Raw genomic sequence first — 1,389 nt, forward strand, 5'->3', positions numbered from 1 at the left:
GAACAAGAGCATCCGGGAGTGGACCGAGCTGCTGGCCGGCGACGAGGTGCTGGCCACGGCCATCCTCGACCGCCTGCTGCACCGAGCGCATGTTCTCAACATCAAGGGGCGCAGCTATCGCCTGCGGGATCTGGAGGAGGCTCTCCAGCGGGCTCACGCTTGAGCCGTCGTAAAACTGGATGTCGCCTTATCTCGTAAATCTCGGTGTCGCTTGACAGGTGCACTCTAACTGTTCAGCAAATGCGATCAAGTCAGCCTGTTTCGAAACTGAGAAGCTGCAGACAGTCCAAGGAATCCACGCGACACAATTCAAGACCCGTGTGGAAGCCCGGGGCTAGATCAGTTGCTCGCGATCACCTGAGTGCGCCCACAGCTGAAGTTCCTTCAGAGGCGGTTGCGATGGATATCGAACTGTGCTTTGCCAGCCCACGACACATTGGTCACCAAAACAAGTGACCAGCATTCAGCACCGACCACGAGACAGCAAACAGATGCCCTACCGTCTTATCCAACTGGCTCCAGGCAGCTACGATCTTCTGCTGCATGGCGAGATTATTGGGAGCATTGTGCGGAGTGGCTCGCGCACCGGCCAGGTCACGTGGACCGCAGAGCTTCTGAACGATCCCGCACCAGGGCCATGTCCCCCGCCGTTTACCCAGGTTGAGCATACGTTCATGTCGCTCGAGGAGGTGTGCGTCTGGCTGGCGGGCCCCGAAATCAAGCCGTTGCGCCGTACTGAATAAGCGCTTTGACCAGCCAATATCCCCCCGTCACACAAGCAAAATTCTCGTCCCTTGGGCTCTCACGGGCCCAGCTCTGTGCTTGAACCACCAGCCTCTGCACCTCCTTGAGGATAGCTGAGATTCCAGGACCAGGTTCCATTAAAATTGTTCAGCGGATTTTGCGATTGACCGATCGAGATTGTTGAATCCTCTGCCTTTCGACAAACAGCGCAACGTCATTATGCCGTCATTGAGCGGCTTTAGGTGATATAGAGGCTGGTGAGCAATTATCTTTCCTTTCGCGTGAGGCGACGCAGCAGGATGCGGCTCATGGCGAGATAGAGCAACATCTCGCCGGTCTCGACCAAGCGTTCGTAGTCCTTGGCGAGCCGCCGGTTGGTGGTGAGCCAACCGATGGTCCGCTCGACAACCCACCTGCGTGCGAGCACCTGGAAGCCACTCGGTCGCGTCGGCGGCTCCGCGTCAGCCCGCATCCAGGTTCCGCCGCTCCACCAATGCTGCGGGATGGATAATCTCCAGCTCAGGGCCTTCTGGAGCCAGTCCTTCAGCCCACGATAAGCCGTGTCGGCCCACATCAACTCAATGGCCGGAAACAGATTCTGCAGACCCTCCAGCAGGAGTTCGGCTCCGGCGCGGTCATGGAGGT

At 58.3% G+C, this 1,389-nt stretch carries 2 protein-coding genes and 1 pseudogene; 2 read left to right on the forward strand and 1 reads right to left on the reverse strand.

Features of this window, described 5'->3' with window-relative positions; all coding sequences use genetic code 11:
- Both FS320_RS43375 and FS320_RS43380 read left to right on the forward strand, forming a co-directional pair.
- A pseudogene (locus tag FS320_RS43375) lies at nucleotides 1-142 on the forward strand (ATP-binding protein); the annotation flags it as partial.
- A 349-nt stretch (nucleotides 143-491) separates the two neighbouring features.
- Nucleotides 492-743, forward strand: a complete 252-nt coding sequence (locus FS320_RS43380; RefSeq protein ID WP_152718653.1) for a hypothetical protein — start codon at nucleotides 492-494, stop codon at nucleotides 741-743.
- Nucleotides 744-1,009: 266 nt separating this feature from the next.
- Here the strand turns inward: FS320_RS43380 and FS320_RS43385 are convergent.
- Nucleotides 1,010-1,389: transposase (locus FS320_RS43385; RefSeq protein ID WP_152711663.1), on the reverse strand; the 380-nt coding region annotated here is incomplete at its 5' end.

Source organism: Microvirga tunisiensis, from assembly GCF_009296175.1.
In the GTDB taxonomy this organism is placed as follows: Bacteria; Pseudomonadota; Alphaproteobacteria; order Rhizobiales; family Beijerinckiaceae; genus Microvirga; species Microvirga tunisiensis.

Bases quoted from the DNA above. Each gene is read 5' to 3' on its own strand.
- FS320_RS43380 (WP_152718653.1), top strand. From the start codon at position 492: ATGCCCTACCGTCTTATCCAACTGGCTCCAGGCAGCTACGATCTTCTG.